Annotated in this window: 24 protein-coding genes; 18 read left to right on the forward strand and 6 right to left on the reverse strand. The window is 42.4% G+C overall.

Annotated features, from left to right (window positions below; all coding sequences use genetic code 11):
* Nucleotides 1-91 precede the first annotated feature (91 nt).
* From P2A85_RS03580 to P2A85_RS03600, 5 genes are all read left to right on the forward strand, one after another.
* Nucleotides 92-712 (forward strand): 2OG-Fe(II) oxygenase, encoded by a 621-nt coding sequence (locus P2A85_RS03580; protein ID WP_377477570.1) that lies wholly within the window; start codon nt 92-94, stop codon nt 710-712.
* A gap of 139 nt (nt 713-851) precedes the next feature.
* Nucleotides 852-1,070, forward strand: a complete 219-nt coding sequence (locus P2A85_RS03585; protein ID WP_377477571.1) for a hypothetical protein — start codon at nt 852-854, stop codon at nt 1,068-1,070.
* Between the two features lie 141 nt (nt 1,071-1,211).
* Nucleotides 1,212-1,862 (forward strand): class I SAM-dependent methyltransferase, encoded by a 651-nt coding sequence (locus tag P2A85_RS03590; RefSeq protein WP_377477573.1) that lies wholly within the window; start codon nt 1,212-1,214, stop codon nt 1,860-1,862.
* Nucleotides 1,863-2,060: 198 nt separating this feature from the next.
* Nucleotides 2,061-3,491, forward strand: coding sequence for an ATP/GTP-binding protein (locus tag P2A85_RS03595; protein WP_377477574.1), 1,431 nt, complete (start codon nt 2,061-2,063; stop codon nt 3,489-3,491).
* On the forward strand, nt 3,469-4,077 hold the full coding sequence (locus P2A85_RS03600; protein WP_340551461.1) for an RloB family protein: 609 nt from the start codon (nt 3,469-3,471) through the stop codon (nt 4,075-4,077). Before P2A85_RS03595 ends, P2A85_RS03600 begins: the two co-directional genes overlap by 23 nt.
* Before the next feature lie 44 nt (nt 4,078-4,121).
* Here the strand turns inward: P2A85_RS03600 and P2A85_RS03605 are convergent, their stop codons facing one another.
* Nucleotides 4,122-6,080, reverse strand: coding sequence for an ABC-F family ATP-binding cassette domain-containing protein (locus tag P2A85_RS03605; RefSeq protein WP_377477575.1), 1,959 nt, complete (start codon nt 6,078-6,080; stop codon nt 4,122-4,124).
* A 435-nt stretch (nt 6,081-6,515) separates the two neighbouring features.
* Here P2A85_RS03605 and P2A85_RS03610 point away from each other — a divergent pair, with 435 nt between their 5' ends.
* The 4 genes from P2A85_RS03610 to P2A85_RS03625 all read left to right on the forward strand — a co-directional run bounded on the left by P2A85_RS03610 (nt 6,516) and on the right by P2A85_RS03625 (nt 9,294).
* Nucleotides 6,516-7,652 (forward strand): DUF262 domain-containing protein, encoded by a 1,137-nt coding sequence (locus tag P2A85_RS03610; protein ID WP_377477577.1) that lies wholly within the window; start codon nt 6,516-6,518, stop codon nt 7,650-7,652.
* On the forward strand, nt 7,649-8,359 hold the full coding sequence (locus tag P2A85_RS03615) for an MAE_28990/MAE_18760 family HEPN-like nuclease (protein ID WP_377477579.1): 711 nt from the start codon (nt 7,649-7,651) through the stop codon (nt 8,357-8,359). Before P2A85_RS03610 ends, P2A85_RS03615 begins: the two co-directional genes overlap by 4 nt.
* 207 nt (nt 8,360-8,566) lie before the next feature.
* Nucleotides 8,567-8,950, forward strand: a complete 384-nt coding sequence (locus P2A85_RS03620; RefSeq protein ID WP_377477581.1) for a hypothetical protein — start codon at nt 8,567-8,569, stop codon at nt 8,948-8,950.
* A gap of 8 nt (nt 8,951-8,958) precedes the next feature.
* Nucleotides 8,959-9,294, forward strand: a complete 336-nt coding sequence (locus P2A85_RS03625) for a hypothetical protein (protein ID WP_377477582.1) — start codon at nt 8,959-8,961, stop codon at nt 9,292-9,294.
* Nucleotides 9,295-9,311: 17 nt separating this feature from the next.
* On the opposite strand, the gene P2A85_RS03630 is transcribed toward P2A85_RS03625, so the two are convergent.
* On the reverse strand, nt 9,312-9,641 hold the full coding sequence (locus P2A85_RS03630; protein WP_377477584.1) for a helix-turn-helix domain-containing protein: 330 nt from the start codon (nt 9,639-9,641) through the stop codon (nt 9,312-9,314).
* A complete protein-coding gene (locus P2A85_RS03635) occupies nt 9,634-10,023 on the reverse strand; it encodes a type II toxin-antitoxin system RelE/ParE family toxin (RefSeq protein WP_377477586.1) in 390 nt (129 codons plus the stop codon). Before P2A85_RS03635 ends, P2A85_RS03630 begins: the two co-directional genes overlap by 8 nt.
* Nucleotides 10,024-10,095: 72 nt before the next feature.
* On the opposite strand from P2A85_RS03635, the gene P2A85_RS03640 reads away from it, so the two are divergent.
* The 4 genes from P2A85_RS03640 to P2A85_RS03655 are packed head-to-tail and all read left to right on the forward strand — an operon-like array spanning nt 10,096 to nt 12,710.
* Nucleotides 10,096-10,485 (forward strand): hypothetical protein, encoded by a 390-nt coding sequence (locus P2A85_RS03640; RefSeq protein WP_377477588.1) that lies wholly within the window; start codon nt 10,096-10,098, stop codon nt 10,483-10,485.
* Complete coding sequence (locus tag P2A85_RS03645; RefSeq protein WP_340524871.1) at nt 10,482-10,793, forward strand: nucleotidyltransferase family protein; 312 nt, start codon at nt 10,482-10,484, stop codon at nt 10,791-10,793. Before P2A85_RS03640 ends, P2A85_RS03645 begins: the two co-directional genes overlap by 4 nt.
* Nucleotides 10,783-11,127 carry a DUF86 domain-containing protein gene (locus tag P2A85_RS03650; protein WP_377477590.1) on the forward strand — a complete coding sequence of 115 codons (345 nt, stop codon included), beginning with the start codon at nt 10,783-10,785 and terminating at the stop codon, nt 11,125-11,127. The genes P2A85_RS03645 and P2A85_RS03650 overlap by 11 nt, the downstream gene beginning before the upstream one ends.
* A gap of 41 nt (nt 11,128-11,168) precedes the next feature.
* Complete coding sequence (locus P2A85_RS03655) at nt 11,169-12,710, forward strand: acyl-CoA synthetase (RefSeq protein ID WP_377477591.1); 1,542 nt, start codon at nt 11,169-11,171, stop codon at nt 12,708-12,710.
* Between the two features lie 186 nt (nt 12,711-12,896).
* Here the strand turns inward: P2A85_RS03655 and P2A85_RS03660 are convergent, their stop codons facing one another.
* Both P2A85_RS03660 and P2A85_RS03665 read right to left on the reverse strand, forming a co-directional pair.
* Nucleotides 12,897-15,155, reverse strand: a complete 2,259-nt coding sequence (locus tag P2A85_RS03660) for a DUF1796 family putative cysteine peptidase (protein ID WP_377477594.1) — start codon at nt 15,153-15,155, stop codon at nt 12,897-12,899.
* Nucleotides 15,156-15,723: 568 nt separating this feature from the next.
* Nucleotides 15,724-16,491: a TerC family protein gene (locus tag P2A85_RS03665; protein WP_377477596.1), complete on the reverse strand. Its 768-nt coding sequence runs from the start codon at nt 16,489-16,491 to the stop codon at nt 15,724-15,726.
* Nucleotides 16,492-16,747: 256 nt separating this feature from the next.
* Here P2A85_RS03665 and psaM point away from each other — a divergent pair, with 256 nt between their 5' ends.
* Nucleotides 16,748-16,843, forward strand: a complete 96-nt coding sequence (psaM, locus tag P2A85_RS03670) for a photosystem I reaction center subunit XII (protein ID WP_015174804.1) — start codon at nt 16,748-16,750, stop codon at nt 16,841-16,843.
* Between the two features lie 281 nt (nt 16,844-17,124).
* On the forward strand, nt 17,125-17,538 hold the full coding sequence (locus P2A85_RS03675) for a hypothetical protein (protein ID WP_377477598.1): 414 nt from the start codon (nt 17,125-17,127) through the stop codon (nt 17,536-17,538).
* Between the two features lie 203 nt (nt 17,539-17,741).
* Here P2A85_RS03675 and ctpA read toward each other — a convergent pair whose 3' ends face one another.
* The gene (ctpA, locus tag P2A85_RS03680) at nt 17,742-18,980 is read right to left on the reverse strand and encodes a carboxyl-terminal processing protease CtpA (RefSeq protein WP_377481281.1); all 1,239 of its coding nucleotides are present in this window, start codon (nt 18,978-18,980) and stop codon (nt 17,742-17,744) included.
* Nucleotides 18,981-19,685: 705 nt separating this feature from the next.
* Here ctpA and petB point away from each other — a divergent pair.
* From petB to P2A85_RS03695, 3 genes are all read left to right on the forward strand, one after another.
* Nucleotides 19,686-20,354 carry a cytochrome b6 gene (gene petB / locus P2A85_RS03685; RefSeq protein WP_371119317.1) on the forward strand — a complete coding sequence of 223 codons (669 nt, stop codon included), beginning with the start codon at nt 19,686-19,688 and terminating at the stop codon, nt 20,352-20,354.
* Between the two features lie 120 nt (nt 20,355-20,474).
* Nucleotides 20,475-20,957 (forward strand): cytochrome b6-f complex subunit IV, encoded by a 483-nt coding sequence (petD, locus tag P2A85_RS03690; protein ID WP_340521813.1) that lies wholly within the window; start codon nt 20,475-20,477, stop codon nt 20,955-20,957.
* A 149-nt stretch (nt 20,958-21,106) separates the two neighbouring features.
* Nucleotides 21,107-24,838: an Eco57I restriction-modification methylase domain-containing protein gene (locus tag P2A85_RS03695; RefSeq protein ID WP_377477600.1), complete on the forward strand. Its 3,732-nt coding sequence runs from the start codon at nt 21,107-21,109 to the stop codon at nt 24,836-24,838.
* Nucleotides 24,839-24,874: the final 36 nt, after the last annotated feature.

The following is a 24,874-nucleotide window of genomic DNA, read 5'->3' on the forward strand; positions in this document are numbered from 1 at the left end:
TGAGGGACGGGAAAAACCGATCGCCATTTCAGCAAATAGTGATACCATGATGTATTCTGGATATTGCTCGATCGCACATTTATAGAATTCCTTGAAATACTACAGCAAGCATCCTAACGCTTTCTCCATTACTTATCTCAACGACTTGCGAGGAGCAATTCTCGCATCCCCTTATTTTGCTATCAATAACCTCAACCGCGACTTCATCGGTACAAAAGGCTTTTCCGTGGTATTTCAACGTTCGGAAATCGCCCAAGTAGAACAGCGTTTCCCATACTTTAAACCCTATCTAGACCAAGCCCTACAACCAGCTTGCAATGCTTTTTATCTCAACCCTCTGTGGCTGAAAGAAGGTTCCCGCGTCGATCCCCATATCGATCGCTCTTTGCGCTCCTACTGCAAAACCGTCGAACCTCCCGCAGCAGTCAGTGTTTTATACATCCAAGTACCAACAAATCTCGAAGGCGGAGAGTTAGTCTTGCGCAGCCACAAAAAACAAGTCGGGCAGATTAAACCAGAAGCAAATACCCTCGTGTATTTTCAAGGAGACTTAACTCATGCTGTGAATGCGGTGACAAGCGGTGGAACTCGCCTGAGTTTGGTTTGCGAACAATACAGTTTGAGCGCCACAGAATTGGCAGACATTCCACCATTTACAGTGGAATCTAGGGCGACGAAGCCAAAAAGCAAATCAGGGAATCGCAACCCGTAGAATGACCAAAATCACCATCTATCAAAATAGTGAATTCCTTTAACCACCGATGACAGAAAAACCTCTATCTAGGGAACGATAGAGGGGAGCAACCAAATCAAGTAGAAATAGAATGCTAGTCTGATGGAGATTGTATTCTATGAAACTGAATTATCTGACGAAACGGCTTTCGACTGCTAGACGCTGGATGGCTGCAACTGTGCTTTGTCTGTCGGCGATCGCCTTGATGTGGCAAGGTGCATTCTTCTCCAACACCTCAGCAATGGCCGCCCCTTTTGCAAGTTCGATCGCAGCAGCAGACCTGGGCGATAAAATTCAAGGTAAAGCCAGTACAGATGCGGAAGGATGCTTTTGGTAATTAGATAATAGATAAGTACGTCGCTCAAACTAAACGTAAACTTCTATTGTGTCAGAGTCCGGACTTCTTTCCAAAGTCCGGGCTCTGCGTATTTTGGGTGAGGAATCAGTTGACACCACATTTGCTTAAATATTAAAAATTATGTATTCAGACCCTATTCAAAAAGAGTATGCTAGACTTGCAGAGCAATACGATCGTCGTTGGTCATTTTATGTAAATGCCACAATTGGGGAAACACTCAATCGTCTAGAAATTGAGCCAGGAGAGCGTATTTTAGACCTTGGTTGTGGCACCGGAGTTTTAATCCAGCGTCTGTTGCAAGTAGCCCCAGCATCAGAGGTTGTCGGAATTGATGCTAGTGCCGAAATGCTGGAAATTGCCAAACACAAACTACCGGAATCTGTGGATTTAAAACTAGGTAGCGCTGACAACCTGCCATTTCCCAGCAACTATTTCGATATCGTAGTTTCAACAAGTGCATTTCATTTCTTTCGAGATCCATCCCAAGCACTCCAAGAAGCAAAACGGGTTCTCAAACCCAATGGTCGTCTAGTGATTACAGATTGGTGTTATGATTATCTAACTTGCAAAATTTGTGACTTTTTCCTGCGATATTTCAACCGCGCTCATTCCCGAACCTATGGAGTCGCTGAATTTCAAGCGATGATGCGAGATGAGGGATTGCAAGGAATTGCGATCCTCTCCGAGGGCTGCGCTAACGAACGATACAAAATTGATTGGTTTTGGGGCATGATGACAGCAACAGCAGTTAAGGAAGCAAGCGTTGCATAACAAAGCCAATCGCTTTATCCATTAAAGCAAACTCCTCTATATTTATGAAATTCAGTACGAACCCACAAACCCATCTGCTCTGAATATGTAATATAAACGGCTATTTAAGAGAAAAAATCTCTAAAAATTCTATTTTGTGGCACTATTGAGTAAGTTACTACAGTAAGCTCGATCGAACCCATAAATTAGTGGAAGACTATGTTAGTCCAAGTAACCATAGAAAACTTCCTATCCTTCAAGGAAGAAACAACATTCAGTATGCTAGGTGTTAGCAGCGATCGACATCATGCAGACCACCTAGCTATAGATATAGCAGGTAAGGGGCGCTCTCTCTTACCCATCTCTGCTATCTATGGTGCAAACGCCGCAGGCAAATCTAATCTAATTAAAGCGATTGATTTTGCAAAAAATTTGATTGTAGAAGGAACTAGAAGCAGTCAGGCTATTCTAGTTGCGCCGTTCAAATTAGATGACAGCACTGATAAACCCAGCAAATTTGAATTTATTTTTACCCATAAAGGTAATCTTTATTCCTATGGATTTAAGTTAAATAATACTCAAATTATTGAAGAATGGCTTTATGTAACACCTGCTGGAAAAAAACGGGAAGTGCCATTATTTGAGCGAAGCACTTCTGAAAATAAAGAAACCAAAGTAGAATGCGGATCAAGCCTCAAAGGTCGGAGCAAAATACAAGAGCAGTTTCTAGATTTTATTGCACGGGGGACTCGTCCCAACCAACTTTTTTTGACAGAAGCGGTGGAGCGGAATGTTGAGACTGTCAAGCCTGTAGTTGATTGGTTCAAAGATGTTCTAGTTATTATACCGGCAGAATCTCACTTTGCAAATCTGGAATTTATAATATTGCAAAACGAAGAATTCACTAATTTCTTAAGTGATTTTTTGAAATTTGCAGGTACAGGCATTGATTCGCTAGCAAAAGAAGAAGTTGATTTGAATTTTGACCGTCACTTTCCCGATATTCCTGATACGATAAAAGAGAAGATACTTCAAAGATTTGCTGAAGCTCCTCATAATTCTGCGGGTACGATCGAGAGCGATACAGGTCAAAGATATCTCCTCACCAAGGGAATACAAGGTAAGTTAAGTCTAATCCAACTCAGAACTCAACACCTTCATTCTAAAGGTCATCTTGTAGATTTTTCAATGGAAGAAGAATCTGAAGGAACCCAGCGTTTGATCAACCTAATTCCCGCACTATTTATTTTACAAGAAAACACGGAAATAGTCATTTTGCTAGATGAACTAGATCGCCGCCTGCATCCTCTTTTATCGCGCAAATTTATAGAAGTAGCTTTGAGTTGCAGAAAGCTCAACAGTCAGAGCCAACTAATATTTACAACTCACGATACTAACCTTCTTGATTTAGAGATGATGCGCAGAGATGAAATTTGGTTTGTGGAAAAAAATCAGCAAGGTGCATCGCATCTTTTTTCACTAGCAGAATTTAAAATTAGACCTGATGTCCAAATAGAAAAAGGCTATTTAAATGGTCGATTTGGAGCTATTCCTTTTTTTGGTGATATCCGCAATTTAGGATGGCTTGATTGTGAAACAGAGTTATCCGATCGACACAATAGCAAAAATGAAAAAACGCAATCGAACTAAACTACTCGATCGCCAGTATAACAAGCGAGATGCAAGGCTTTTTGTTATTGCTACTGAAGGTAGGGAAACAGAAAAGCAATATTTCGCTATGTTTCATGACTCTCGGATTAAGATAGAAATATTGGCAACAGGGGAAGATAATAAATCTGCGCCTCAGTATGTGTTGGAGCGATTAAATGAATTTATACAAAAATATGATATGAATCCAGATGATACTCTATGGCTAATGTTTGATGTTGATCGGTGGGGTGAAAAAAACATCAGTGCAATCTGCCGTGAAGGAAAACAGAAAAATTATCGACTAAGTATTAGTAATCCTTGTTTTGAGGTTTGGTTGTATTTACATTTTGATGATGTGGAGCCTAGTGATAAAACCTCTAAAGATTTTGAAGCAAGATTGCGCACTAAGTTGGGCAGCTACAATAAAAGCAACCTCGATCTAGAGTTGTTTAAGGATTGTATGGAGGAAGCGGTTAAACGTGCTAAAAATTTACATCCGAATCCTCAACAGAATTGGCCCCCGACGGCAGGTTCGCACGTTTATAGGGTTGTCCAGATGCTTCTCAAAGCGGTTGAAAAGTCCTAATATAAATTATTTATTTCACTGAAAAACTGCATTTCAACCCCTGCTCAACTCACCCGTTCCGCCAACTCCAACCATTTCTCGGTAGCCCGATCGATCTCTTGAGTCAATTGGACCAAACGTTCGGATAACTTTTTCACCTCACCAAACCCACTGGGAGGATTTTCCGACAACATCTGCTCAATCTCTGCTTTCTCGGCTTCCATCTGCGGAATTTTAACTTCTAACTTCTCGTATTCCCGCTTTTCATTAAACGTAAGTTTGCGCGCCTTCTCCGATTCCTGACTTTCTCCCCCCCTTGTAGGGGCGGTGCCCCCGTGCCCGCCCTGGTTGGGGGGGTTAGCAGCAGATTGTGGTGTTTTGCTAGGATTTTTTTGTGCTTTAAGTTCCTTCGCTTCTTCCGCTTTCTTGTGATCCAAATACACCGAATAATTACCAGGATACAAACGCAAATTTCCGCCCGGTTCTAAGGCGAAAACCATGTCAATTGTGCGATCGAGAAAATAGCGATCGTGAGATACTACAATTACACAGCCGTTGAAGTCTTCCAGATAATCTTCCAACACCGCCAAAGTCTGCACGTCCAAGTCGTTTGTCGGTTCATCCAAAATCAGCAAATTCGGCGCACTCATCAACACTTTCAACAAAAACAATCGGCGCTTTTCCCCGCCGGAAAGTTTGCTAATCGGTGCATACTGTTGAATCGGCGGAAACAGAAACTTCTCCAACATTTGAGAAGCCGTAATGATTTCCCCATCCGATGTTTTCACCAATTCCGCGACACTTTTGAGGTATTCAATCACTCGTTGGTCTTCGTTTGGTGTCAAATCCTCGGAATGCTGGTCGAAATAACCGATGTGAATCGTTGTCCCGATTTCTACAGTCCCCGAATCCGGCTGAATTCGTCCGGTGATGATATCCATCAGCGTCGATTTTCCTGCACCGTTGCTACCGATGATTCCAATCCGGTCTTCGGGAGTAAAATTGTAGGTAAAATCTTTAATTAAAGTGCGATCGCCGTAAGCTTTAGAAATATTCAGTAACTCAACAACTTTCTTACCAATCCGGCGGCCCGCTGTAGCAATCTCAACTTTGCCATTGCTGGTTTTGAACTCCTGGGCGCGCATATCTTTAATGCGATCGATCCGGGCTTTTTGCTTCGTACTGCGCGCTTTAGGCCCGCGTTTGAGCCATTCTAATTCGCGCCGTAATACTCCGGCGTGTTTGCGCTCTGTGCTGGCGGCGGATTCTTCCGCTAAGGCTTTTTTCTCCAAGTAGTAGGCGTAATTGCCACTATAATTGAAAAGGTCGGCGCGATCGATCTCTAGGATGCGATTGGTGACGCGATCGAGAAAATAGCGATCGTGCGTAATCAGCAACAAAGCACCGCGATAACCATTCAAATAATTCTGCAACCACTCCACAGACAGCGCATCCAAGTGGTTAGTCGGTTCATCCATTAGCAACACATCTGGTTCCGAAAGTAAAGCGGTTGCTAAGGCAATTCGCTTGCGATAACCGCCGGATAAATCGCCAACTTTGGCATCAAAATCCTCAATTCCCAACTTAGTCAAAATCAACTTAGCCTTAGTTTCCAAATCCCACGCATCCACCTCATCAATGCGTTCAGACACCGCAGACAGTCGCGCCATCAACTTGTCAGTATCGCCTTGGTGGTGGGACAATTTATCGGAAATCTCCTCGTATTCGCGCACCAAAGCCATTTGTTCGCCACTGTCGGCAAATACTTGCTCTAAGACTGTGTGATTTTCGTCCAAATCGGGCTGTTGCGGGAGATAGACAATTGTAGCGCCGGGATTGACCCAGCGATCGCCAGAGTCGATGGATTCCAAGCCCGCAATCATCTTCAGCAGGGTTGATTTGCCGGAACCATTAGTGCCGATGAGTCCGACTTTATCGCCTTCATCGAGGCTGAAACTGGCATTTGTCAAGAGTTCCTTGATGCCGAAGTCTTTTTTGATCGATCGCAGAGTAAAAATAGTCATCAGTATATCAAGTCATTTACCTAGCTTAGTTTAGCTTAGTTCGATCGTGTCCGGCTGCATGGATCTGGTCTGTCGTTCCGATGAAACTTTTTCAATACCAGGGTGAACTCGATTTTTATGAGTATTTAAATTTTGATAAATGGGTGAATTTTGACTGAAGTGCGATCGGCAGTGGGGATTGACAAACAAAAACCGTATGCGGTACAATGTCAATATTAAGATAACTAGACTTCAATATGCAGTCTAATTATCTATCTAACCTGCTGAATTATATATGAGAATTCAGCCGACTTCCTATCCATGAGATCTGGTAACCCAGTAGCCCCTAGTCCTTAGTTGTATCACTGTAAATTTTGGTTGTGCAATAATCATACCTTGCTATATTTTAATTGTGGCTACAGATATTTAAGCAAAGTTATAAAGAAGTAGGTTCTTATGTCTAAAGCAGTTAAGCAAGACATCATCACTATGGCAGAAAAGCAAATTCTGGCGGAAGATCAAATTGACGAAAGAAGGCAAGAAATTGACTACGACACTAGGGAATTCACGATCGAATTCATAGTTAGTAAATACCAAGAAAAAGATGACGATGATTTCAGTGAGATTTATGTCCCTGAATATCAAAGAGAATTTGTATGGGATATTAATCGTCAATCTAGATTAATTGAATCCATTATTCTTGGTCTGCCTATTCCCGTGCTCTTTGTCGCAGAAATTAAAGAAACTGGAAGACTAGAGATTGTTGATGGATCTCAGAGGGTTAGGACTCTTGCAGCTTTCATGACAAACCAGTTGCAATTGAAGAATCTAAGAATATTAAATTGTCTAAATGGTTCCTGTTTTAAAAATCTCGCACCATCACGCCAAAGAAAGTTTAAGAACACTCCCCTCAGAATGATAGTTCTCTCAGACAAAGCTGATGAGAAAGTAAGAAATGATATGTTCGATCGAATCAACACCAGTAGCCTTGATTTAACTCCTATGGAGACAAGGAAAGGTGTTTATAGGGGTGATTTTACAGACTTCATCTTTGATTGCGCTACAAATAAAAAACTCATTGAGCTTTGCCCAATTGGTAGATATTTCCAACATAGAAATGAGGAAGCTGAACTCGTTCTAAGATTCTTTGCTTTTTCTGAAACCTATCCAGAATTTAACCTCTCTGGCGAGAACAATCAAGCCGATCTTGAAAGAACAGGGGTTGCTAGATTTCTTGATGAGTATGTTATTTTGAAAAACAATCATTTCCCAAATGAGGAAAAGCAGAAGAAGTTATCGGATTTTGAGAGGATGTTGAATTTTGTGCAGAAAACTTTTCCAAGTGGATTCAAGAGAAATCATGGTTCTGATTCAACTGCACGCCCTTACTTTGAAGCTATTTCAGTAGGTTCTCATTTAGCTCTTGAGCAAAAGCCTAATTTAACTGTTCAAAATTTATGGGATCATTCAGAAATAAGTAATCAAACAGATTATTTTCGGATTCCCATAGGTCGCTACCAAACTCACAAGCCTGAGAATATGAAACAAAGAATTGACTATGTTAAAGACAAACTTTTAAGTCAAAGTCTATGAAAGACTTCATCAAAGAATTTAACAGGCGAGTAGCAGAAATCCAGAAATATTTTGAGTTAGTAGATAGAATTGAACAACTTGGTGCATTTTCTACTAACTCAATCACTTTCCCATCAGGTGAATATATTGTTGATAGCGATCTCCAAAAAATATTGAAGTCTCATTGTTACCTGCTATTATACAATCTGGTCGAATCTTCTATTAGAAATGGTATAACTGCAATTCATGATGTTATTTTGACTTATCAATTAACTTATAAAGATTTAAGTCCGAAAATAAAAAGATTATGGTTGCTGAACGATAGAAGTAAAAGCTTTAGAGATTCATATATCAAAAAGGATACTGTAGCAGACAATCTTCAGGAATTAATTAAATCTGTTTTAGATGATGAGATGGTTTCGTTAGATCCATCTAATATTCCAATATCGGGAAATTTGGATGCTAAAACTATCACAGAACTCATAGATATGTATGGTTTCTTTGGGAATTTAGGAGTTCCGAGTAAAGAAATAGATGATATTCTGAATTTTGTGGTTAAGATACGATGCGATTTGGCACATGGAAATGTTTCATTTTGTGATGCTTCGAGTCAGAGTCTAATAACTTGGAGCAAGTTAGTTGATGACAAAGATAAATTGGTAAAATATCTAACTCATCTGCTCAATAATATTGATGATTACATTGAGAAGAAGAAATACAGAATCTAGCTGTCGGTAGCGAGTAGGCTAACAGATTGCAAACCCTGGCTGGATTGCACCTAAATAGCGATCACCCTTGTCTTAGCCTGAGCATCAGATTCAGGTTTTGCGATCGCCCGAATCTCCACATCACTACCCAGCGCGTTTAAGAACCGGAACAGGCGATAGTACGGTAACAACAGTATAATATACTTAATCAGACTGGCGGTTTGTAACGTGGATATTCTAATTGAGTCAACAAAAGGCTTTGAAAACGATCTTGCTAAATTGAGTGAAGATGAAAAAACAACAGCAATTCAAAAAATCAACGATTGCGCTAGCCTCTTCCCAACTCAAAAAGCTGATTTATATCGTAAGCTGCGCCGCCTTCGCCTACCGACAAATCTTAATGGTTACGAATCTTCACTGTACACACTAACGGTTTCTCGAACATTAAGAGTGATTTGGGCAGTTGACGAAGATCCAATTTTTGGGCAAGTTATTTTTACTCTTTTTCGAGTAGTTAAACACGATGACCTCGATAAAGCATATCAGGGTGTAGCAGAGTCTTTATATCAAGATATGCTTCACCACAATCTAGCAACTGCCCAAATTTCGTAAGCTTATTTATGGCACTGACTATTACGCTCTGCGATGAATATGGCATTATTCACGAAGCCATGAAGATTTTGCCAGATAACGAGCTAAAGATTTGTTTTCTGGAAGCTTTGGCAGAACTTGAAGACAACGAATGTCACAGAACCAGAAATTTTCCAAAAACGAGACTGCACAAAGTAAAGGGTGTGAAGCAGGCAATTTATCGTGCTGATCTCGATAAAGTCTCAGGTTGGCGTATCCACGTTCAGTATATTAATGGGCAAATTCATCTCAAGGATATTATTGAGGGGCAAAGGCACGATGATGTAAGTAAGGTGATTAAATCTAAGAAGGTACGCTACGAGTAATTGTCAGTAAAACGACATCATATAGCAACCACCCTTGTCTTAGCCTGAGAATCAGATTCAGGTTTTGCAATTACCCGAATCTCCACATCACTACCCAGCGCATTTAAGAACCGGAATAGGCGATCGATTGAAAACTCATATAGTTTTCCACGCAGCAAATCAGTGATTTTAGACCGATCGATTCCCAGGCATTTTGCTGCTTCAATCTGGGTCAATTTTCGCACTGTAATTAGTTCACTAATTTGGCGAACAAGTTCCGCTTTAATCAATAATTCTGAAGAATTTGGCAGCCCTATATCCGCAAAAACATTCCCACTACTCGATCGCACCTTAATTTCATCATTCATTTTTGTCATCCTTTAGAGATTGTTTGTAGTATTGTTCATAATGCTGTTTGGCTCGTTTTAGTCGCGCCTCAATCAGTTCAATGTCTTGTTTGGGAGTGGCAATTCCATGCTTAGATTTTTTCTGAAAGATGTGCAAGACATACACAGCCCCCTCAAATCTGACCGTGTAAACCGATCGGTAAGTGTCTCCGTCAAAGTTTTCTACAACTTCCAGAACTCCTGAACCTTTGAACCCTTTGAGTGGCTTCGCGTCTGGGTGCTTCTTACCACATTGCGCTTGATACAAGGCATACCCTATGACCTGCTGAACTTCTTCAGGAAAGTCTTTCAAGTCATCGAGGGAACTGGCAATCCATTCAACAGGCTTTAGGGGTGGATTCATAATTATAATATAGTACATTTGATATCAAATGTACTATAATTGAGATACCAACCTTTGTTGGAGTATTTTTATATGTCCTTGCAAGAGCTTAAAGAAAAAGCCAGCCAACTCTCAGTCAGCGATCGCCTTTCTCTCCTAAGTGCGATCGTTCAATCGCTCCAAACTACACCGGAAATCGAAAATTGGCAATATTTAGTTGCACGTCCTCATGCTTGGCGCAAACAACTGTATATTAAAGGGCGTAAATTACTGGTATCGACTATTTGTCGAGACATGACTGCTAATCAAATGTCACCCGAACAAGCAGCCGAAAATTGGGATTTACCACTGTCTGCTATCTATGAAGCGATTGATTACTGTGAGAATCATCAGCAACTTTTAAAATTAGAAGTAGACGAGGAACGCTATCGATTGGAAGCAAAAGGAGTCCAACTTGAGCCTACAAATAAGGAGGCTGAATGAAAACCGCGATCGCCCTACCAATTGACCAAATTACGAAATTGTGCCAACATTGGCAAATCATCGAACTCTCCCTCTTTGGTTCGATCCTTCGGGACGACTTTCATGCAGACAGCGACATCGATATCTTAGTTGCTTTTGCCCCCACAGCCAACTGGGGTCTACTCGATCACGCCCAAATGCAGGAAGAACTCGAAGCATTGCTAAGCAGACCAGTTGATTTAATCAGTAAACGGGCGATCGAGCGCAGTTCCAACTGGATTCGCCGTCAAGAAATTCTGTCTACGGCTCAAACTATCTATGTCAAATAATCGCGATCGCGCTTCCTTGCTAGACATTGCCTCTTCTGCTCAAAAAGTCCTGCAATATAAAGGTAACATGGACAAAAGTGCATTTCTCAATGATGATAAAACGCAATCTGCGATCGTGTTTCAACTTCTGATTATCGGTGAAGCGGTGAAACGCATTTCTTCAGAATTGCGATCGCAACATTCAGAAATTCCTTGGTCACTCATTGCCAGAATGCGGGATAACTTGATTCATCGATATGATGATATCGACCTAGATGAAGTCTGGAAAACCTCAAATGAAGATATTCCAACACTGCTGATTGCCTTGGAACCTCTACTGCTAGAAGAATATTAGCATTTCATCTCTAGTCGATCTTGATGAGATACTTTCCAGTTATGCTGAGATCGATCGCACTTCTGATTACCGACATGATTCAGATAAATACTCAAAACGTGAATCTCCCCTTAATAAATCGTGCTCTAGAACACAAAACGCGCAGGGCGATCGCCACCAACGAACAAAAATATACCTATGCAGATTTACTGCACACATCCAGCCAAATAGCAACAAAATTGCTTCAGGATGTGACAGATTTACAAGAACAACGAATTGCATTTCTAATTCCGTCTGGATTTGAGTATGTCGCTACCCTGTGGGGAATTTGGCGCGCAGGTGCGATCGCCGTACCTCTATGCGTGTCCCACCCGCGACCAGAATTAGAGTATGTTATCACCAATTCTGGAGCATCAATTATTGTTGCTCATCCCAATTTTGAAGCTTTGTTGGGTCCGATCGCCCGATCGCACAACCTAGGATTTATCCTCACTTCCGAAACCCTTCCCACCCAGATTAGCCCTCTCCCAGAAATAGATATCACCAGACGCGCCTTAATTCTCTACACCAGCGGTACAACAGGAAAACCAAAAGGAGTTGTTACCACTCATCAAAATATTCAAGCTCAAGTAACCAGCTTAATCGACGCTTGGGAATGGACATCAAGCGATCGCATTCTCCACGTACTCCCATTACATCATATACACGGAATTGTCAATGTATTAACCTGTGCTTTATGGGCCGGCGCAGAGTGCGAAATGTTGAGCAAATTTGATGCCGAAACAGTTTGGAATCGCATTTGTGATGGTGATTTAACCTTATTTATGGCAGTACCGACGATTTATGTAAAATTGATTGCTGCGTGGGAAACTGCTACGGAAGAACGCCAAAAAAGCAGATCGAAAAGTTGTGCAAAAATGCGCCTAATGGTTTCAGGTTCAGCAGCATTACCAGTTCAAGTATTAGAAAAATGGCAAAAAATCAGCAGTCATTTTCTGCTAGAACGTTATGGGATGACAGAAATTGGCATGGCCTTATCCAACCCTTTACACGGTAAACGAGCATCGGGATATGTAGGAAAACCTCTACCTGGTGTGGAAGTGCGATTAGTCAACGAAAAAGGAGAAGTAGTAACAGCAGAAACACCAGGAGAAATTCAAGTCAAAGGCCCCGGAGTGTTTCTGGAATATTGGCAAAACCCCGAAGCAACCGCGAAAACTTTTCGAGATGGCTGGTTTTGTACAGGAGATTTCGCCGTAGTTGAGAATAACAATTATCGCATTCTCGGAAGGATGAGCGTGGATATTATCAAAACCGGAGGGTATAAAGTTTCAGCTTTAGAAATTGAGGAAGTATTGCGATCGCATCCAGAGATTCACGAATGTGCGGTAGTTGGGGTTGAGGATGTAGAATGGGGTGAACGAGTTTGTGCGGCATTAGTATTGCGATCGGAATCCAGCTTAAACTTAGCATCTTTCAGGAGTTGGGCAAAAGAACAATTAGCAGTTTATAAAGTCCCAACCCGAATTTTGACAGTTGAAGAATTACCTAGAAATGCGATGGGAAAAGTGACCAAGCCGACAATAATGAAACTCTTTTGTTGACAGTTGATAGTTAACCATTGGACAGTTCGACTAGGTAGTAAGATTAAATGAACCGCGAAGGCGCAAAGAGCGCGAAGAAAGAACAGCATTTCCTTCTTTCCCCCCTTGGGGGGGGTAGGGGGGGGTTTTCCTTCGCGTCCTTCGCGTCTTCGCGGTTTAATCATTCCGATCCCACCGAAATCAATATTACCTATTTTGCGGTATCTTAGGCGGACACCAAAACAGGTTTTTACTAGAAACCCCGATCGACTCCAAAATCCCTCGCATCACATCCGTACAGTACATCCAGTGTCCCAAATCGTCATACATTCGATCGGGATTAAACTCCACATTATAATGCAGCACACAATCCAAACCAGCAAACTCATCGGAAGATTGGGGAGAAAGCAACAGCAATTGAAAAGGTTTCCCCTGACATTTGTATTCTAGTTTATGGATTAGATCGATCGCCCCATTGCGATCGGCAATACCAGTGCGGACAAACAGCACCTTGTCGCAATGTTTAAGAGCGTACCAAAACCGCGCCGAACGTGCCGTATATCGCTCGCGCATCCGTTCGTATACCGGAGACATATCATTAACAGGATCGTCTGTATCTTCAACTTCATGGGCAAAAGAAAGACCAGACCATTTGCTATGATAGATTCTGCCCGCTTCCGCACTGTAGTGCAGAAAACCCGGATTCCACATATCATAAAAACCGTTTTCGATCGCATCAGCAACATCTCCAATATTGGTAGTGCGCGTCAAATCGAAGGGAAAAGCCGGGCCATCGTACTCCATTTTATACAGCATCATCCGCACCGCACACCGATCGCCAAGCGGCAAAATCGCCACACGGCTGATATCGGATAATTGACATTTATATTGAAACAAAACAGCGGACTTAGGCGGTGCTTTCACCCGGCTTTCGAGCCCGTTGTCGCCAATCATCATGGTGCGAAAAGGTGCGTCGGGATTCAGCGGATCGTCATACACACCCGATGGCATAGCTTTCAGTACATGACGAACTTCCTTCCACATCGGTTGAATGTTGTATTCTTTGTCTGATTCGTTGATAATCCAAAGGTGGCGATCGTCTAATTTCAAAATCCCCAAATGCCCGTCATAGAACAACAGTTGTGAGTTGTTCGGTGCAAAAAGATTGAAAGCGGAAGTGTATTCCACATCAGCGCCAGGGGGAATTTCTACTGTAGTTTCGATCGTCCCATTTTCCTGCACTGCAAAGAAAGGAAGCGTCCCTGACTTGACATTCTTGGCAATATAGATTCCCGGTATTAATCCTGCTTGGCGTTGCAATGCAGTTTGGATTGCTTGCCAATAGGGAGCGATTGTGTAATTGTTTGGTGATGAATTGATGATCCGCAAACTCTGTTCTTCCAGACAAGCAGTGACTTGAAAATCCACATTGTCAAGGAAAACTGGAACTGTTTTCTGTTGGGAAAAGTATTGTTTTTCTCTTACCAATTCGTCTTTGTCGATCGCGAACAAGTTAAGATCGATCGCCTCATACATCAGATTATGACCGATGGTGTTTGGGTGAGAAGGATCGAAGGATATCCCCTGTTTCCAGCGTCCCTCTCCATCATCCAACACTCCCAACCAATCCAGCACCGGAACACCCCAATTCAGCATCCGCTGCTGAGTATCTCGCAGCAGCCAGTAGTGTTCAGAGTTATAATTGCCGTGGGGATATACCCCGCCCAGAATCGGCCGTGCTCCCAGTGCCCGCGTCATTTTCACCAACTGCTGCAAACCACTTTCAAACCTGCGTTGCGCGCCCCGTCGTTCGTGGGGGCGACAGTAGGCTAACCCTTCGTTACCCAGGGACAGGGCAATAATCACTACATCAGGTTGTTCTGGGGCGACGACGGAGGGAAAACGGGCGATGGTTTTGCTGACATTTGCCCCGGTTTCTGACAAATTCACGAGTTGGTGTCCGTATTTTTCGTGCAAAGACTCTGCCAACTGGGAAGCCCAACCTTTGAACATCCAGGCTTTATGACCCTTGGCGACGGAACTACCAATCACGGCGATTTTTAAGCCTGGGGATTTTTGGTCTGAGGGGAGATGGAGAACAGGTTCTGCTTCTTCGAGGTATCCGAAGGGATAAGGCTGCAAATAACCAAAGGTGCCATCGTCTACTACGATGGTGCTGGATTTGTGGTGTGGGTCGATCGGTATCCAGCGATTAAAACCGAATCCTTCCCATGTTGCGATACCGTTGGCATCAATATACACGTACTTATATTCTATTTTCTGGCGTTCCTCTAAATCGAGAGACGGCTGAATTTCTATATCTGTGTACCATAAAGGATAGCGATCGGCACTGGTTTTCAGGGGTAGGCATTTGGTGATATCCCACATTCCTAATTCGGGAGTAGAACCGACGATACCGATGGATGCGCCAGTTTGCGTGTGTCCAATAATCTGGAATCGATACATAGGTTTTTTCTCGATCTTAAAGATACAAGGCCGGACAAGAAGGCTGAATCCTCAAAGTTGTTTTAGAGAGTAACACATAGAGTGATTTAAATATGTCTTTGAAATAACATTGGCTGTGAGCTCTACCGATCGCCTTATACCAATTTTTTATGAGGCTGCTCCCGAATCTGATCCCCCCTAACCCCCCTGGTGGGAGGGGGGACAAGATTCTTCTCTTTCGTCCCCCTTCCCCCATCCCCCCTTGGGGGGGGCTGGGGGGGGGTGGGGGGGCTAGGGCGTGTTTTCAAACCCAAAGATCCCCCCCAGCCCCCCTTCCCAAGGGGGGGGAAAGAGTCTTTAAGTCCCCCTTGGGAAGGGGGATGCGAGGGGGATCTAAATCTTAAGGAGTAGTTTGAAAACACGCCCTAGGGGGGGGTGGGGATGCGAGGGGGATCGAAATATATGCAACTTCAGTCGGCTATCTCGGTATTCACGGGGCGAATTTATACACAAAAAATAGCTCGACCTTTAACCAAAAGATCGAGCTATTGTATGTTGAAACAAAAGTCAATATTAAAATAAAAGTATCTCAAATTTCCGACTTCTGTGCTTCCTGCTCCTTGACTTGCTCTTCCGAGTCCTGATTAAATGCTGATTCTAAGGACTCTGTAATCTCCTTCGACTCTGGAGTGCGTTTAGAAAAACCCCACACAAACATCAAGGCAATACATGAAACTACCAGCCATTGGGGAGGAACTAAATCTGGATTAATTACTTTCACCAACAACCTCATGCCCACGAACCCAACTGTGATGTAGCCTGCACTTTCCAGGTGAACGTATTCATCCAGCCAGCGGATGAACAATCCAGCCATGAATCGCAGAGCAATAATGCCAATTGTAGCGCCGGTGACAACAATAACAGTGTTATCGGAAACTGCGATCGCAGTAGTGACGCTATCCAAAGAAAATGCTAAATCCGTAAAAGCAATCATGGGAATTGCTTGCCACACAGACGCAAATCTGGGCCCGTGATGTTCTCCATCGGAGTCAGCATCTGACGAAAAGTGCTGCCAAACAAGCCACAGTAGGTACAGAGCACCCAGGAGTTCAAACTGCCAGTATTGGATCACCCAAGTAGCGGTTACAATCAGTGAAATTCGCAGTACGAAAGCAATTATCAAACCGAAATTGAGAGCCTGTTGCTGTTGCTTTGGTTCTTCCAAACCTTTAGAAATAGATGCCAGGGCGATCGCGTTGTCAGCCGAAAGCACAGCCTCCAAAGCCACCAAAACTAACAATAATAAAAAGGTGTCAACTCCTAGATTGGGAGAAGATTCGATAAATTGGTCTAGCATTAACTATGTTCTGCACCTAAAATTTGCAAGGGTAGAGCGCAGCGCCAATCACCTGCTCTGTCGAGAATTAGTGTCACCTTCACTTATCTTAACCTAATCTGGCCACTATGCGACACCCGATCGCCCTCATTCTGCGCTCCATCTTGAGAAGTCCAGGCAGTATTTTATATTTCGAGTTGTTACAAGTGATTCCCAAAAGCGCCAATTTGCCGGAAATTAGTGAAAGCTCGTGTCCGTGAAAAGGAGTTTTGCCAATATGTCTTTAACAGATACCCAAGTCTACGTCGCCCTCGTAATTGCTTTGATTCCAGGAATCTTGGCTTTCCGGTTGTCTACTGAACTGTACAAGTAGTTCACAGACACTAGCGAGAATCGCCAAAGTACCTGCCTCAGCAGTTAAATCTTGAGAGTGCAGACAATTGCTGCCACAGTGGAGTAGATTGTTTGTTGTCACCAAGACAAAACTGCAAGGGCAGGGATTTTTATATCAAAAATCTGTCCCCAGGTGTCCTTCTGTCTCAAAAATTTTAGCTGGTATCACCTTGACAAACCAGGATAGGTGTGGATTCAACTAAAAGTTTTCTGGAACTAGCAGCTTGAAAACGTCACTATCAGAAATCTGTAAAAAAAATTATGCAAGCGATTAAACCTACCGTTACCCCACTGCGTCCTGTCAAAAACTCCCCTCGCGTTGCTCGTGGTAACAGTCGCAGCCCTCGTTCTTACCCTCACCAAACCCTGGCGGCGGAAGCAGGAGTGAAGTTAGCAGTCAACATGGTACTTTCAGTGTGTGCAACTTCTGCTTTGATACAGCTTTGGCCTCACTACCGCGCAGTACAAGAAAAATTGCAGGAAATCCAAGCTGAAGTCAATATTACCGAAAAGAGAGTGAATCAGTCCCGATCGGACTTTAATCGCTACTTCGATCCCAGTCTGGCTAAAACAGTGATGCAAGAGCAAAGCAATCGGGTTGACCCCCAGCAGCAACCAGTGATTTTGCAGGAATCGGAGGCACCCGAGGCCGAGGAGCCAACTCAACAACCTTAAGGAAGAAGTCTGAGGGCAGAAGCAAGAAGGTAACAAAAATATCTTCAGCGATCGAGAATGAACTAACCGTCTGCTTGCTAGATTTCGATTCCGGTTGCACTCGACCGTGATTGTTGACGGTTGACAGTCCGTCGAACAACTCAAAGGCGGGTAAGTCTTGTGATGGGGTCAGTCCCACTATCTCAAAACTTAAAACTTGGGTTTCAAGCTGACTTCGCCATTACGGTTTTTTGCTTCAGCAGTTCGAGTGCAGCTTGATATTGCAAGTCGCTCTCAGTGCCAATTTGATCCCGCGTCATCGACTCGCTAGGTACTACCCGATCGGGCGCAATCCCCATTTTGTGAATATCCGTGTGATTGGGCGTCTGGTATTTCGCCACAGTCACAGCCAATCCCGAACCATCTGACAAATCAAACAGCGACTGAATCAGCCCTTTACCAAAGGTCTTTTCACCCACCAGTTTAGCTCTGCCATTATCTTGCAGCGCACCGGCCAAAATTTCGCTAGCACTGGCAGTTCCCTTGTTTACCAAAACAATCAGGGGATCGCCTGTTAGCGCCTGTCCATAGGCATCAAAACTGCCGAGAACGCCTTGTCGATTCACTGTGTAGACAATGGTGCCGGAATCGATCCACAACCGGGCAATTTCAATCCCGGCTTGCAGCAGTCCCCCTGGGTTGTTCCGCAGGTCGAGAATGTAGGCGGCGGCTCCTTGTTTTTCGAGTCGGTCGATCGCATTACTGACTTCCGCAGTGGCGTTAGCGCTGAATTGACTGAGGCGAATGTAGCCCACGGGTAAATTTTCCGGCCCAGACTGCAATTCGGCATATACCGGATTGAGAGCAATGCGATCGCGCACTAACTCAATATCCTGTGCAGATTCCCTACCTTCGCGCCCCAAGGTGAGGATGACAGCAGTGCCGGCGCGGCCGCGCATTTTAGTGGCGGCTTCGTCTAGACTCAATTCTGAGGTGGGAGTGCCGTCAATTTTCAAAATGCGATCGAGGGGTTGGATACCAGCTTTATCGGCTGGTGAACCGGCAATCGGAGCAATCACTGTCAGAGTGTTAGTCTGGGGGTCGATCGCAATTTGTAGCCCCACACCAGTCAGTTCCCCAGAAGTATTGACCTGCAAACTGCGGTACTGTTCTGGTTTCAGCAGTCGAGTGAAGGGGTCATCCAGATTAGCCAGCATATCCTGAATCGCTGTATAGGTTTGTTCTCGATCGCTCAGAGGGGTCTTGATAGTCTGTTCGCGAATCGACCTCCAGTTGCGATGATTGAAGGTATCGTCCACATAAGAGCGGTTGACAATTCGCCAAGCTTCGTTCAATAGCTTCTGTTCATCAGTCAGCGCCATCGCCGGCTCGGCCCAAGAACCCAAAACCATAACCCATTGGAGGACAAGTAAAATTGCGATCTGGAAAACTCGTCTGTGCATCATTGTTCCGTAAAATATGAGTAGATTGGTATCTGTTGTATTTTAAGTTTGTACGTTTTTGAGCTTTTGCACATTCAACTTCAACTCTCCGAAGGCAAAAGTCATCCAGCCAGTCCAGGAAGCCCTCAACGCAAAACAAGCCGGTTTGTCGTTCTCTTCCTTAATCTCAAATCAACTAATTACCTGAACCAACCTGGTTTTCGCCAAAGTCCTAAACAGCATCAGGTCTGTGACAGTCGCGCCCCAAAAATTAGTTAAAGTTGACATTTAACCCAGATTAAGTGAAGTTTTATCAAAAATATGAAAATTTAGAAACCTGAGTCCGCTCACTGCATCAGATTCTATTGTGTAGCTAGGCTCATGGCGATATGCCAGCTTGGGGGAGATATGGAGCTTCGGAAAAATGGTGTTTGAGACCCAAGCAAAAGCGATCGCTCCGTGAAATCTGCACGGCTATTATGTTACATTTTTTATCATAGTCAGGAATTCGATCGGGCAACGCCAGCAAAGGGGAGCAAGCTAGGGCTCCGTTTCCCAGCGCTAACAGCGACCGCACCATCGAGTGCCTCAGTCAGCTCCCAATTTAAAAATAGCCAAAGTCAGTTGCTAGTAAAAGCTTACTGGCGATCGCGGGGCGACAAAAATCCTTGTGGCTGCTGCCCTTAATCTCAACCACAGCAATATTCTTTTAGGAATTCTGGCTCCATGTTTTCTAAACAAATCACCGAATCAAAAACCTACCAGTGGTTTGACGAACGCCTGGAAATTCAAGCGCTCGCCGACGACATCACAACCAAGTACGTACCCCCCCACGTCAATATCTTCTACTGCTTGGGCGGAATCACTCTGGTTTGTTTCATCATCCAGTTTGCCACCGGCTTCGCCATGACGTTCTATTACCGTCCCACGGTAGCAGAAGCTTTTTCATCCGTCCAATACATCATGAATGAAGTCAGCTTTGGTTGGCTGATTCGTTCCATCCATCGCTGGTCCGCCAGCATGATGGTGCTGATGATGATTCTCCACATCTTCCGCGTTTACCTGACCGGTGGCTTCAAAAAACCCCGCGAACTCACCTGGGTTACAGGAGTAATTTTGGCAGTCATCACCGTCTCCTTCGGCGTGACCGGCTATTCGCTACCTTGGGATCAAATTGGTTACTGGGCCGTCAAAATCGTTTCCGGCGTTCCCGAAGCCATCCCCTTTGTCGGTTCTTTAATGGTTGAGTTACTCCGTGGCGGCGTCAGCGTCGGTCAAGGCACATTAAGCCGCTATTACAGCTTGCACACATTTGTGTTGCCTTGGCTGATTGCAGTATTCATGCTGGCTCACTTCTTGATGATTCGCAAACAAGGAATCTCAGGCCCGTTGTAAGTTTTGAGTTGGAGGGGCAATATTTTTTTTGCCCCCCGCTAAGTTTTGAGTTGAAAATTCAGAATTCATCGCTCATCATATTTATTTACAGCCAACAACCAAAAGGAGAACACTGTCGTTATGTCTATTCTCAAAAAACCGGATTTGAGCGATCCAGCGCTCCGCGCTAAACTCGCCAAGGGCATGGGCCACAACTATTACGGCGAACCAGCCTGGCCCAATGACTTGCTCTATGTTTTCCCTGTAGTAATCATGGGAACAATTTCTCTGTGCGTCGGTTTGGCTGTGCTTGACCCGGCTTTAGTTGGGGAACCTGCTAATCCTTTTGCTACTCCGCTAGAAATTCTGCCGGAATGGTATTTGTGGCCAGTGTTCCAACTCCTGCGCGTTTTGCCTAACAAATTGTTGGGTATTGCTTGCATGGCTGGCGTTCCCGTGGGTTTGATTTTGATTCCGTTCATCGAGGGCGTTAACAAGTTTCAAAATCCGTTCCGTCGCCCTGTGGCTACTACTGTTTTCCTATTGGGAACAGCAATCACTCTGTGGTTGGGTATTGGCGCTGTTTTCCCCATCGACAAATCTTTCACTCTTGGTCTGTTCTAAGATTTAAGCTTGGTTGATTTTGACGCCCGCAGGTTTTCTAGAAGTGCTTTTGTACTTAGGGGAAACTTTTGCGGGCGTCATTTTATTTGGTTGCTATAATTAAACATAATTAATTAATTTGATCATAATTAAATTAAATTTAAAAGCAGATGAACCCAAATAAAATACCGCCGATAAAAGCATTAAATAAAGCATTCCTTAAGGTGAAACCCAATCGGGATGATTTTGAAAAATTTAAACACAATCTGATTAGATTAATCGACCACATCAACGAAGCAGAATCGGAGGAATTTCACAAAAATCTGGTGGCGCAGTTTTTGCGTGAGACTTATTATGGAGCCAATCATTTCATCAACACAAAAGGACGCAATGACCTAGTTATTCATAACGGAAAAGATGCCAAAAACAGCGTTGGTGTAATTCTGGAAGCTAAAAAGCCAACCAACAAAGGCGAGATGCTTAAGGTTGACAATCTCAATAGCAAAGCCTTTCAGGAATTGGTACTCTATTTTTTGCGCGATCGCATTTCGGGAAAAAACCTTGAAATCAAATATTTAGTCGCAACCAATGTTTACGAGTGGTTCATTTTTGATGCTGGTACTTTTGAAAAATCCTTTGCTCAGAATCAACAACTGGTAAAGCTATTTACCGATTTTGAAGCAGGAAGACTAACCGGCAAAAAAACCGACTTTTTCTATCAAGAAATTGCGGCACCTGCTATTGAAGCAATCAAAGACGAGATTACTTTTACCCATTTCGATCTTCGAGACTACGAACAATCTTTAAGGAATACCGAAAAGCAAGATGACAATCAACTAATTCCACTATTTAAGCTGCTTTCACCAGAGCATTTATTGAAATTACCGTTTGCGAATGATAACAACAGTCTGGATAAAGCATTTTACAGCGAGTTACTCCACATCATCGGTTTGACGGAAACCAAAGCAGGCGGCAAAAAACTGATCGGGCGGAAAAAAGAAGGCCGCAATATTGGTGCACTGATTGAAAATGCGATCGAGCAACTTGATAGTTTAGACAAAATCTCCCGACTCGAAAAACCAGAACAGTTTGGCGATACTTACCAAGACAGACTGTTTAATGTTGGCTTAGAATTAGCAATCACTTGGGTAAATCGCATCCTGTTCCTGAAATTATTAGAAGCGCAGTTAATTAAATATCACAATGGCGATAAATCCTTGGCATTTTTGAATTTAAGCAAAGTACAGAACTATGACGATCTAAATAGCCTTTTCTTTAGCGTTTTGGCGCGCCAACCACAGGAAAGAAGTAGTAGTATCCAAAATATTTTCGCCAAGGTTCCTTATTTAAACAGTTCATTATTTGAGCTAACCGAACTCGAACACTTAACTATTTCTATTAGCAATCTCCGGGATGAGAATCTGCCGATTTTATCATCTAGCGTCTTGAAAGATAGCAACGGGAAAAAGCGCACAGGCGAACTTAATGGCTTGGAATATTTATTTGAATTTCTGAATGCTTACGATTTCAGCAGCGAAGGTTCATCAGAAATTAAGGAAGACAATAAACGGCTGATTAATGCTTCTGTGCTTGGGTTAATTTTTGAGAAAATCAACGGTTATAAAGATGGAGCTTTCTTTACTCCAGGCTTCATTACTATGTATATGTGCCGCGAAACAATTCGCCGAGCCGTTGTGCAGAATTTTAATGAAATTAAAGGCTGGAATTGCCAAAATATTAACGACTTGTACGACAATATTAAAGACAAGAAAGAAGCTAATCAGATTATCAATAGTCTCAAAATTTGCGATCCGGCTGTGGGATCTGGACATTTTTTAGTTTCGGCTCTTAATGAAACGATCGCGATTAAAAGTGAACTAAAAATTTTGATTGATAAACAAGGGAAAACATTAAGAGATTATCAGGTTGAGGTGGCAAATGATGAGTTAGTTGTCACCGATGATGATGGATTATTATTTGAGTATAATCCCAAAAGCCCGGAAAGTCAACGGATACAAGAAACTCTATTTCACGAAAAACAGACGATTATTGAAAATTGTTTATTTGGTGTAGATATTAACCCAAACTCAGTCAAAATATGTCGTTTGAGGTTATGGATTGAAATTTTGAAAAATGCTTATTATAAAGCCGAAAGTCATTACACGGAGTTGGAAACTCTACCAAATATTGATATCAATATCAAATGTGGTAATTCTTTGATTAGCCGTTTTGCGTTGGATGTTGATTTGCGACAAGCTTTAAGGAAAAGCAAGTGTGATATTGATAGTTACAAAAATGCTGTGCAAACTTACCGAAATGCTGAAAGTAAGGAGCAAAAACGGGAAATGGAAGGCATAATCTCATCTATTAAGGGAAATTTTCGCACAACACTTTATGGGAATGATTCAAAAAAGACTAAGTTGAGAAATCTTGAGGGTGAGCGTTATAATTTAGAGAATCAAATGTTGTTATTTCAGGAATCAACGACGGAGCAAAAGGCACGGGAAAAGAAAATCACTAAGTTAAGTAATGAGATTGATAAGTTAGAATTTGAAATTGAGGAAATAGAAAGTGGCAAAATTTACGAAAATGCGTTTGAATGGCGGTTTGAGTTTCCTGAAGTGCTGAATAATGATGGTGATTTTGTGGGTTTTGATGTGGTGATTGGGAATCCACCTTGGGGGGCCAATATAGATCCTAATCAGCTAAAACATATAAAAGCTATGAATTCTGACATTGTTGTTAGGATGGTAGATTCTTTTATGTTTTTTATTAATTTAACATTTTCCCTGAAATCAAAATTTGGTCTGGTATGTCAAATTATTCCTGATGTGATTTTATATCAAATTGACAATGAAAAGTTACGCGAAAAAATATTCAATAAATCTCAATTAGAGATAGCTTTGAATTTAGGAGATGCAATTTTTGAAGATGTCTCAAGACCTGCTTGTATCATACTCCTCACATCTAACATTAGCAATATTTCTTTGATTGGCGAATATTCTATTGGTGGCTCTGACAAGCTATCTAATATTTTACTAACAGAAATCAATACATCTTTTTTCGAGGATATTCCCAATAAAGCTATTCCTACAAAAAATCTTAGTGGTTATAAAATAATTAATAAATATAAACATACCAGATTGATTGAGTTAGTAGATAATGATGAGATTCAAAGAGGCATAAGTCCTGATTTTAAAGATGCTTTTATTGTTGACGATCAAATTATTCACAGATGTTTATTGGAAAAAGATTTTATTTTTTCTACGATTACAGGTGGTCGCGATCTCAAAAAATATCTAGTTCAAGATGTTGGTAAGAAAATTATTTATACACAAAAAAGCGACGCTTGTCAACTTATTCCTAATATTCTCAACTATCTACAAACGTTTAAGGAGCAGATAACTTGTCAAGAGGTTGAGGAAGGTAAACATCCTTTTTGGTCTTTGCATCGACCAAGAAATAAAAAAATATTTCTTAAACAAGAAAAGATTATTGGTGTAATTACTGGAGACAGAATAATTTTGGGATTAGATGTTAATCAAATATTTACGACAGATGGATTGTATGTAATGGCGAGTAATGGTAAATATTCAAATAAATTGCTGGTTGGTGTTTTAAACTCAAAATTATTAACTTATTTCTATAGATTGTTATCTATGGAAGTGAATAGAACATTGGCGCAAATTAAACCAACAATTTTAAAGAATTTACCTGTTCAATTTGACAATGAAAAAATTGTAATACGAATTGAATCAATAGTCGATCAAATCCTGATCGCCAAAAAATCCGATCCCAAAGCAGACACCACAGAATTAGAAAAAGAAATAGATCGACTGGTTTATCAGTTGTATGAATTGACGGCTGAGGAAATTAAAATTGTAGAGGGAGAGACTGCATAGAAGGTGAAAAAAACTCTAAAAACAGTAAAACCCGCT

The organism is Microcoleus anatoxicus (assembly GCF_042465725.1).
GTDB classification, from domain to species: Bacteria; Cyanobacteriota; Cyanobacteriia; order Cyanobacteriales; family Microcoleaceae; genus Microcoleus; species Microcoleus anatoxicus.

Excerpts from the sequence above, each read along its gene's own strand:
- petD (WP_340521813.1), top strand. The coding sequence starts at position 20,475 with ATGTCTATTCTCAAAAAACCGGATTTGAGCGATCCAGCGCTCCGCGCT.
- P2A85_RS03665 (WP_377477596.1), bottom strand. The coding sequence starts at position 16,491 with ATGCTAGACCAATTTATCGAATCTTCTCCCAATCTAGGAGTTGACACC.
- P2A85_RS03595 (WP_377477574.1), top strand. The coding sequence starts at position 2,061 with ATGTTAGTCCAAGTAACCATAGAAAACTTCCTATCCTTCAAGGAAGAA.
- psaM (WP_015174804.1), top strand. The coding sequence starts at position 16,748 with ATGTCTTTAACAGATACCCAAGTCTACGTCGCCCTCGTAATTGCTTTG.
- petB (WP_371119317.1), top strand. The coding sequence starts at position 19,686 with ATGTTTTCTAAACAAATCACCGAATCAAAAACCTACCAGTGGTTTGAC.
- P2A85_RS03585 (WP_377477571.1), top strand. The coding sequence starts at position 852 with ATGAAACTGAATTATCTGACGAAACGGCTTTCGACTGCTAGACGCTGG.
- P2A85_RS03590 (WP_377477573.1), top strand. The coding sequence starts at position 1,212 with ATGTATTCAGACCCTATTCAAAAAGAGTATGCTAGACTTGCAGAGCAA.
- P2A85_RS03600 (WP_340551461.1), top strand. The coding sequence starts at position 3,469 with ATGAAAAAACGCAATCGAACTAAACTACTCGATCGCCAGTATAACAAG.
- P2A85_RS03645 (WP_340524871.1), top strand. The coding sequence starts at position 10,482 with ATGAAAACCGCGATCGCCCTACCAATTGACCAAATTACGAAATTGTGC.
- P2A85_RS03675 (WP_377477598.1), top strand. The coding sequence starts at position 17,125 with ATGCAAGCGATTAAACCTACCGTTACCCCACTGCGTCCTGTCAAAAAC.
- P2A85_RS03640 (WP_377477588.1), top strand. The coding sequence starts at position 10,096 with ATGTCCTTGCAAGAGCTTAAAGAAAAAGCCAGCCAACTCTCAGTCAGC.
- P2A85_RS03695 (WP_377477600.1), top strand. The coding sequence starts at position 21,107 with ATGAACCCAAATAAAATACCGCCGATAAAAGCATTAAATAAAGCATTC.
- P2A85_RS03650 (WP_377477590.1), top strand. The coding sequence starts at position 10,783 with ATGTCAAATAATCGCGATCGCGCTTCCTTGCTAGACATTGCCTCTTCT.
- P2A85_RS03625 (WP_377477582.1), top strand. The coding sequence starts at position 8,959 with ATGGCACTGACTATTACGCTCTGCGATGAATATGGCATTATTCACGAA.
- P2A85_RS03660 (WP_377477594.1), bottom strand. The coding sequence starts at position 15,155 with ATGTATCGATTCCAGATTATTGGACACACGCAAACTGGCGCATCCATC.
- P2A85_RS03635 (WP_377477586.1), bottom strand. The coding sequence starts at position 10,023 with ATGAATCCACCCCTAAAGCCTGTTGAATGGATTGCCAGTTCCCTCGAT.
- P2A85_RS03615 (WP_377477579.1), top strand. The coding sequence starts at position 7,649 with ATGAAAGACTTCATCAAAGAATTTAACAGGCGAGTAGCAGAAATCCAG.
- P2A85_RS03630 (WP_377477584.1), bottom strand. The coding sequence starts at position 9,641 with ATGAATGATGAAATTAAGGTGCGATCGAGTAGTGGGAATGTTTTTGCG.
- P2A85_RS03655 (WP_377477591.1), top strand. The coding sequence starts at position 11,169 with ATGCTGAGATCGATCGCACTTCTGATTACCGACATGATTCAGATAAAT.
- ctpA (WP_377481281.1), bottom strand. The coding sequence starts at position 18,980 with ATGCACAGACGAGTTTTCCAGATCGCAATTTTACTTGTCCTCCAATGG.
- P2A85_RS03610 (WP_377477577.1), top strand. The coding sequence starts at position 6,516 with ATGTCTAAAGCAGTTAAGCAAGACATCATCACTATGGCAGAAAAGCAA.
- P2A85_RS03605 (WP_377477575.1), bottom strand. The coding sequence starts at position 6,080 with ATGACTATTTTTACTCTGCGATCGATCAAAAAAGACTTCGGCATCAAG.